Annotated in this window: 9 protein-coding genes; 1 reads left to right on the plus strand and 8 read right to left on the minus strand. The window is 39.1% G+C overall.

The genetic code is table 11. The features are described from left to right. Nucleotides 1-261 precede the first annotated feature (261 nt). Nucleotides 262-885 carry a sce7726 family protein gene (locus ED652_RS14685; RefSeq protein WP_122055298.1) on the plus strand — a complete coding sequence of 208 codons (624 nt, stop codon included), beginning with the start codon at nucleotides 262-264 and terminating at the stop codon, nucleotides 883-885. Here ED652_RS14685 and ED652_RS14690 read toward each other — a convergent pair. From ED652_RS14690 to ED652_RS14725, 8 genes are all read right to left on the minus strand, one after another. Further along, on the minus strand, nucleotides 862-1938 hold the full coding sequence (locus tag ED652_RS14690; protein WP_122055299.1) for a beta family protein: 1077 nt from the start codon (nucleotides 1936-1938) through the stop codon (nucleotides 862-864). The two genes, ED652_RS14685 and ED652_RS14690, sit on opposite strands and share 24 nt — an antisense overlap. Continuing rightward, nucleotides 1935-2477 carry an ImmA/IrrE family metallo-endopeptidase gene (locus ED652_RS14695; RefSeq protein WP_016784236.1) on the minus strand — a complete coding sequence of 181 codons (543 nt, stop codon included), beginning with the start codon at nucleotides 2475-2477 and terminating at the stop codon, nucleotides 1935-1937. Before ED652_RS14695 ends, ED652_RS14690 begins: the two co-directional genes overlap by 4 nt. After that, nucleotides 2478-3140 (minus strand): hypothetical protein, encoded by a 663-nt coding sequence (locus ED652_RS14700; protein ID WP_016784237.1) that lies wholly within the window; start codon nucleotides 3138-3140, stop codon nucleotides 2478-2480. It abuts the gene before it with no gap. Nucleotides 3141-3344: 204 nt separating this feature from the next. After that, nucleotides 3345-3827 (minus strand): hypothetical protein, encoded by a 483-nt coding sequence (locus ED652_RS14705; protein WP_122055300.1) that lies wholly within the window; start codon nucleotides 3825-3827, stop codon nucleotides 3345-3347. A gap of 28 nt (nucleotides 3828-3855) precedes the next feature. Beyond that, nucleotides 3856-4059 carry an MbcA/ParS/Xre antitoxin family protein gene (locus ED652_RS14710; RefSeq protein WP_122055301.1) on the minus strand — a complete coding sequence of 68 codons (204 nt, stop codon included), beginning with the start codon at nucleotides 4057-4059 and terminating at the stop codon, nucleotides 3856-3858. Between the two features lie 205 nt (nucleotides 4060-4264). After that, entirely contained in the window at nucleotides 4265-6136 is a 1872-nt protein-coding gene (locus ED652_RS14715) for a recombinase family protein (RefSeq protein WP_122055302.1), read from the minus strand. 308 nt (nucleotides 6137-6444) lie between these two features. After that, on the minus strand, nucleotides 6445-7650 hold the full coding sequence (locus tag ED652_RS14720; protein WP_122055303.1) for an acetate/propionate family kinase: 1206 nt from the start codon (nucleotides 7648-7650) through the stop codon (nucleotides 6445-6447). A gap of 758 nt (nucleotides 7651-8408) precedes the next feature. Beyond that, on the minus strand, nucleotides 8409-8608 hold a 200-nt coding region (locus ED652_RS14725), incomplete at its 5' end, for a hypothetical protein (protein ID WP_162929945.1).

The raw sequence follows: 8608 nt of genomic DNA on the forward strand, positions 1-8608 counted from the left end.
CAGACTAAGCCCTATTTCGCATTAATCAAATTTTTATCCCAGGAGCTCTTCATGAAAACCGTACTTAATGACTTTACCCATTAGAAATGTAGCAAAGCCCATTTGGAAACTGTATCAATTGATATTATTTGCATAAACGACTTTAGACAAGTACCTTGTTGCCTTTGGAAGATATACAAGTTAAGGAAGCATTAATCTTCTTGCTGATAAGCAATTAATACATGATAATGCTGTATATACATACAGCCCAAAGTTGAGCGAATGACAGAACTAGAAATTAAAAAATTGTTAGTACGGTACTTTCTAGAAAAGTATGAAAATTTTGTAGCTGGTTCTGAATTTTCATTTCAATTTGGCGAAAGACGAGCGGATTTAGCATTGTTGAATGCTGGCTATTTAACTGCCTTTGAAATAAAAGGGGCTCGTGACACTGTATCTAGATTAAGTTATCAAATTGAAAGTTATAAAAAATTTTTTGATTTTTGTTTTGTCGTGTGTGAACCAAGTAATTTGGCTGAAGTACGAGCAACAATTTCAAGAGATGTAGGTATCCTACTGGCCGTAAGTGATGGTATTACACATATTCGTCAATCAAAACATTTCAAAAGACACGATAAAATGGTGTTATCCAGTGCGCTAAGTGTTCAAAAGTTGAGTACTCTATCGAAAGGAAGCAATTTAAGATCGAAGCATGAATTATGTGAGTACGTATCGAAAAACAATTCATTGAAGTCATTAAGACTGTTATCAAGAAACGAGTTTAATGAAAGATATGGAGTGGTCTCAAGATTGTTGAAACAAGAAACCACTTTGCATTTGACTTCGGATGATATATATACGATTACGAAGAAAGCCCCATCTTTACTGAAGCGGAGAATCATCTAATTCTCTAAGTAAAATTCGACTTTTAATATAATAGTTCATGCGAACCGATATCCAAAATGCAGGGCTGATACCTGATGGATTATCGCTTGCTGCTGCTTGGATCTCTTCATCAGCCCAAACACCAAGTGGCTTATATGATGCAGAGTCTCTAACGGTATGCTTTGCGGCTCTTACATATCCACCATTGTTTCGACGGTATCTTTTATAAGTGAATGATTTTCCGTCTAGAGAAGCAATATCAACTCTAGGTACAAAAGTGCCGCCTTTCATTTCAATTTGCTCGGTGTTAATTGAAACGTAGTCCCCATATTTGATTGGGAACTCTTCACTGATACCCTGATAGATATCTTCTTCCCAGACCCTAAATTCACCAGCAATATCTTCGCCACCAGTTTGTGCAACATTCGATGGGAAACTAGTGCAGAGCATCACAACGGCCTCTATTTTGTCTGCAAATAACTCCGTACCTGAGCACGCTTCAATGAAAGTATCAACAACATCATTAATGTCTTTCTTTCGTACGAATTCAGCATCTAGGATTACATAGAGTTTACAGCTTTCGTTTAGGTTACTTGCTATAGGAGTTAGGTAATATTCAACTTCTTCGTCACTTAAATCATATGGCAATCTAACTGCAAGGAAGTCAGTCCTAGCAGAAGCACTTCTTACGAACTCTTCAACGTCTTCGAACCTGCCATCATCATCTTCATACAAGTGAACCATAGGGACGATGTTCAAGTCACAATGAAGGTCAAAAAGAAAATACTGCCACTCTTTAAAACCATTGTGTTCTGATAACAATTGCTCAATTTGAGGATTGATATATTTTTCATTTGTACTCAAGTCAAGTATAAATGGCCGCTTGTTTTGAATTTCTGCAATTTGCTTCATACGACGATAGATATCGCCATCAGGTGCTTTTTTCGTTTTTCTCGATTTAGTTAGTTCGTAAATTGGCAAAATCTTCGAAAAGTCATCATCATTGATGTGCTCAAAACAGCGAAGTTCGCCATCTCTAGTCTTTATGATAGGGAAATAGACAAATTCACTCATAGATTATGTCCATCATAACCAAGAACTTTGGCTCTAATTCGAACAGCATGAGAAGACACTTGGAAGTGCATAGCAACATCTTCAACCTTTGACGATACGTTGGCTATGAATTTATTGAAAGCATCTTTAGGCATCAATAGTGACGCTGCAAAATCATTTGCCTCGGCTTCCATCCAGTTTGTTTCCCCATTTCTAAAAAAAGTTGTATCTTCGAAACAGTCACTGTTAGCGGCATGCCGTATGCGGTGTGCAATTTCGTGAGCTATCGTAAATCTTTGTCTATGCGGATGGTGTAGTGAATTAACGGTCATTACCCAACTACCTGACTTTTTCTCTTTCTTAAGTGAACCTGATTCTTCATCTTGCATTGGTTCATATCTAACGGCAATCCCTAGATGTCTGGCCAATTCAGATACATTGACAGGATCAGTCTCCAACCCTTTATCTTCAGCAAGTGCTATTAGATGTTCAGGTGTAGACAAATCTTCAAATTCTGTAGTCGCCTGAGTTTTTCTACCAGATTTTCTAACGAATGCCATCTATTGTTCCTTTTTGACAAGTAGAGTTTCTTTGCCTTCTGATTCGGCTGTGTCTAATTTAGCAACACGTTCCGAAATGACCTTTATTTGTTGGCGTAGGGTTTGGTTTTCTGTTTCTAAAAGTTGTAATCGTTCTAGAGCTTCATCCACAGTTCCTAATGACCTCTCAAAATCACCAGCAGTAGCATTCAGATCGCTTTGCACGACTCGAAGGCGTGATTCCGCTTCATTCTCAACCTTTGTGTTAAGTACGTGATTAAATGTATCACTATGCATATATTTTTTTGTGATTTCTTCGGCTTTTTCTTCAGATGTACTTTTGATGTAAATTACTGATATTGCAGCAATCAAACCGTTAATGGCTATAAGGAAAGTGATAATCGTTTGATAAAAGCCCGTTTGAAATGACCACACATCCTTGAGGCTTATCAATGTTCCGTTTTTTACTAGCTCACCAACAATGTGAGATGTGAACGGGTCGTTGATATTGTTGGCATTAGCAAGTGCAACAGAGTCTGCATACCCAAGATAAGAGAGCAATGATGGTGACGGCAAACATACAAGCAGTGCTAAAAGCACAATGCAAAAAAGTAAGCACGTGATCAGGCTTACAAAAAATATTGTTTTATAGATGTTAGGGCTTGAGGAAGGCGCGTCTGGCATGCTTCAAATTCATTAGTTAAAGTAGGTTTATCATACTATATAACTGTTTAATAAGGAATAATTAGCCGTGGTTTGGCATTATAGAATCCAGTATGCTTTTTATGAAAGAAATATGCCTTGCATCACAAATAGTTATATTGCTAAAGATATCATTAAATAGAACTCGGTTAATAACCGCCCCAACTGAGTGTCTCTCTGGGCATTTTATTGCTTAGACTGTTCAAAGCTAGCATCAAGTGCAATTGTCGATTGATATAATGGAGTCTTTATGTCTCTAAACACTACCCTCAGCTCCTCTTGAGACCGTGCAACAAAGACAACTCGCACATTCTCTACCGAGCGAACGGTCAACAATGACCGTAACCATCCTGCAAAATGAGTATCTTTCAAAGCATCGACGCCATGAAGCCAAAGCCATTTAGGGTGTTCACTTTGCTCTATCGCTTCTTTAAGATCTTCAGACTCAGCATATAAGTCGGTAAGTTCAACTAAATCAATACTGATAACCGTAATACCAAGTGACTCGTTAATTCGATTGATTTCATCGACTACGGAAGAATCGAGTTGTTCATCAAGAACATGAAGCCTTAGTATCTGTAGCTCCCAGATACCTCTGACGTAACGCTCTAAGCCTAGATCGTAATCATTGAAGTTGAACTCTATGCTATCTAAGGTTGGTGCTTGCATTGAATTGCCCTAATTTCTATAACATTAGTTAAGATAAATCACCAAGCTCAATTCTATTAATGACTTCCAGTACTTTGTGGTATCCCTGCGGTGTGTCTAGAACATATAGCGGTGTTTCATTATTGAAGACAACTTTCGATGTTGTGAGCCATTCTTCTACCATTTGTCTGTTACCATCAAATAGCTTGAGCAACCTTACTCTTATGTTCTCATCAATATGTTCAATTTTCATGTGTTGCTCCTTTGGTTTAGGCGAGGCTAGCCTCGCCAATTCAATAATCCTTAATTAACTGATAAATCTTGCAGAAGATCGAAATCGCGTAATTTAAGTATTCCTATTTGGATGTTATATCGTCGATAACACATACCCTACTAACGTAAAAAAAACTCACAGATGATCCTCTAAGCTTTTCGTTATTCATCACAATAGGAGAGACCTATTTCAATAGATTATTTTGAATATCATTGCTGTTTAATATGTTTGTCGTCACGCTCTTCAAGCTTGGACACAAACCTAGCTTGATCTGAATATTAAAAGCAAATTTGATGCTCATTAAGTAATCACTAGAGCTAGGGATCGGTAAATCTGTGAGCTTTGCGAAAAATTGATTTTGCTTCTCCACATACTTACCAAGATCAATTTGAATCACCTTGTCGTCATCAAGAATTTTATCATTTTTAAATTTACCTTCGATTACATCTTTACCAAGCATATAACCACGCTCTCTAAGCCTCTCTGAGCAGTTACCTAATAACAACTGCACGAAACCTAGGTCACCTTTGAAGCACACAATACAATCGCTACCTGACACGACAACATAGTCAACAAAGCTGCTGATAAAATTATTATACCGACACCTTTCTTCCATTTTAGTAAAGTCTGCTTCTTCAAAGATGCTTAGATCTGGGGTTGATTGTGTTCTTAATAACATAGCTTGCTGCTGCTTAAGCTTTTCTACTCTAATACACGCCCTATCTAGCTCTCTAGCTAGAGTCGATATCGCACTAGAGCTACTTACATTTTCTAGCTCGTTTTTTAACTCAGCTACTTTCATATGCTCATTATTCAGCTCAAGCTCTATATCTGATAGCTGATTCGTGTCAGTTGTTAAGTTAGTACGCCGATGCAACTGCGAGTACTCTATAGATGAAAGGCTATCAACAAGCAGTTTTTCGACTGGAAGGTAGTTTAGTGAACCATTGCGACCTTGAGTACACCCTCTATTGTCCAAATAGTTTCTACAACGTAGTTTTGGCTGACCTCTATTTGGCTTTGCAAAACTCAATGTTCCGCCGCACGTGGCACACTTTAGTAGTCCTGCATACAAGTTTTTACAGTTATGAGATTTAGCTCCTTTCTCATATTTTGAGAAACTATCCTGGACAATAGCAAAATCTGTCTTGCTTATAGCCGCTGGATAGTAATCTGAAATCAAATCGCCAAGTGGGACTTTTCTGCGTTTTCCTGATTTATAATCATCAGTCTTTGGCTGAAAAGCACCAATGCATTGCGGCATTTTCCAGTACTTTTCAATTAGTTTAGTGCTCCACGGCCGACCATTGAAGTTCGAAACACCCTCACTATTGAGTTTCTTAGCAACAGATATTGCTCCCATGCCGTGATCTATTCGCATCTTAAAAATACGTTTCAATACACCTACACTCTCAGGAATTAGTTCAAACTTTGTTTTACATGGAGAAATCTTCATCCAGGCGGGACAAATAGTAGTTCGTTTTACACCACCTTGACGTTCCAGCTCTCTCTTTTTGTCAAAAGTCGCACATATTCGATCTGATTTTTGCTGACTTTCCATGTGAGCTAGATGGAATGCAGCAGTAAGCAGTAAGTCACTTCCCATGTCTGTTTTTTCATCATGATAAACAACAAGATTGAATTTTTGTATCGCAATATCGATTTTATACCGTGCTAACTCGAGGAAAATCATACGAGCCTGACTAGGATCTAGACGGCTAATTCTGTCCACAGCTTCAACAACTAAAAGCGAATGAGGTGGGATTTTTCCCTCACGTGCAGCTTGTAAAAATGCTCCTAACCCTGCATTTTCACATGTGTTTCGACCCAAATATGCAGACAAGCCTTTGTCTACTATCATTTCGTTAGCAATTTCATACCTATGAAATTTTTCTTGTTGGCCAGCTTTTGTGTTCAAGTCTTCAACAAACTTCATGCCTCGATCTATCTGTCGACCAATCCCACCACCCTGCTGAGCTTGGGTTAACTTACTTACTCGTGAGTAGATATAAGCTAGTCTGGCTGATTTATGTATACGTTGATTTATATTATCCATTTCATTCCTCACATTGCTCTGCGTCAATTTGAATACATTTCAACAATTAACACATGCACCGTCAATAAACAAACAAGTGAAAATCGTAAAAAAATTAAGAAAAAGTCCAATAAAATCATATATATAATAAAATAGAATATTATAAGGCATGAATCTTTGAATATTTTAAAAGTGAATATTCATGCAAACGAAAACCTACTAAGAAGAGATAACTACCCTTTAACTCTATAAATATCACTTACCTCACTTTCTTTTAGATAAAAAAAAGCCGCTGAAAATCAGCGGCTTAATCTACAATTTAATAAGAACTATTTAGTACTGTTTAGCAAAGCTACTGATTGCTGTACGATAACGAATTCTTCATTGGTTGGAATAACCATTGCTACCGCACCAAGCATTTCAGACTTAGCGATGATGCCTTCAGCGCCAAAGCGAGCTGCTTCGTTGCCAGCTACATCTTCAACAAAACCAAGAATCTTAAGGTTGCTTAGGATCTCACGGCGAATTGGTAGTGAGTTCTCACCAATTCCACCAGTGAAGATGATGCCGTCTAGAGAGTCTAGTGTAGCTAGGTAAGAAGCAACGTATTTCGCTACACGGTAAGTAAACACCTCGAAAGCCAGTTTCGCGCCTTCGTGGCCCTCTTCCATTGCTTCTAAAATGCCACGAGCATCGCTCGTAAGACCAGACACGCCTAGGAAGCCAGACTCCTTGTTTAGAGAGTTGAATACTTGCTCTTGTGACCAACCTTTCTTAAGTAGGTACTCGATGATACCTGGGTCTAAGTCACCACAACGTGTGCCCATCATAAGGCCAGAAAGCGGTGTGAAGCCCATTGAGGTATCAACACTGTTACCATCTTTGATAGCACATACTGAAGCGCCGTTACCTAGGTGAACAGAGATGAAGCTAGATTCTTCAACTGGCTTGTTGACCATTTTCGCTGCTTCACGGCTAACGAAGTAGTGGCTAGTACCGTGGAAACCGTAACGACGAACGCCAAAGTCTGTGTATAGCTCTTTTGCGATTGCACCCGTAAATGCACGTTGTGGCATTGTTTGGTGGAAAGCAGTATCAAACACAGCGAACTGAGGTAGAGAAGGGAACGCTTCAATCGCAGCACGGATACCAATAGCACCAGCTGGGTTATGAAGTGGAGCGAGATCAGACAGGCTTTCAATTTCATTCGTTACTTCTTCAGTAATACGAACAGTCTGAGTGAACTTTTCGCCACCATGAACGATACGGTGACCGATAGCTACGATATCTGCCGTAAAGCCTAGGTCTTCCATCAAGCCTACCAACTTGCCAATGGCAATTTTGTGGTGGTTACCCTCACCTTGAATAGCAATTTCTGTTTTCTGACCTTGATACTTCCAGCTCATGCGAGCATCTTCAAGACCAAAACACTCCCCTAAGCCACTTAATACTGCGTCACCAGAAACAGAATCGATGACAGCAAATTTAAGGGAAGAACTACCCGAGTTAATAACCAGAACAAACGAATTAGACATTGGATATGGATCCTGTTTCAGTACGAATTTAGTGAAGTTTGCGCTTCAATTTTAGTTAAGTCTATTATTCAATAATTTTTGAATCTTTCAACTTTTGTTTTGCAAAAACCACCAAATGAACACAATTAAGTTGATCTTAGTCATCAATTCATTTCTTTCGAGAACGAAAATTAAAAAATAGTTGAATTAGATGAAGTAAATGCACTTATGAAACTGATAGGTTCATACAAACTACATTGAGAGCAAAGTCATCTTGTATTGAAATCTTATCCATAAATCCAATTCATAAACTAAGCCCATAAAGCCCAAAACAAGCTAGCGTTCTACGCTACGACTTAAAAAATACAGTACGACACTTAGATATAGAGCGGTTGGTTACCAATACCCGCGAATAGACATTAAGGCGTTTCTCTTTGCCTCATAATTTAAAGAGATCACTTATTCAGCTCGAAAGGTTGAGCTGCTCTTACTTCAAAATTCATTTTTCATTATAGCTGTGCATTTCTTTTGCTAGACAGCGAACGACTCCCGTATCCCCTAACTAAGTATCCTAAACAAAGCCTTAAGCGCATGTGAGTGTGATTGCCATGTGATACGAGGCATTAGCTAAACCTGGGCTTAAAACGTGCTACAGGCGCGAAAAATAAAATAACAGGCACAAAAAAGCCGAGCATTATGCTCGGCTTTTAAATTCACTGTTTAAGCTATTCGTCTATAAGCACTTGGCTTGTAAGCTTCAGCTTAAAACTAAAGGTTGATTAACCTTCGCTGCGCTCTGGACGACGACCACGGTTGCCGCCTGCTGCGTTGCCATGGCCACGTTCGCCACGGTGGTTACCACGGTGATCGCCACCACGGTTACGGTCGAAACGACGTTCGCCATCACGGCCGCCAGCTGAGTTACCATCACGTGCGCCGTCACGGTTGCCACGGTAGCCACCACGACCGCCATTACCAC

This window comes from Vibrio sp. Evd11 (assembly GCF_900382755.1).
Lineage (GTDB): Bacteria > Pseudomonadota > Gammaproteobacteria > Enterobacterales > Vibrionaceae > Vibrio > Vibrio lentus.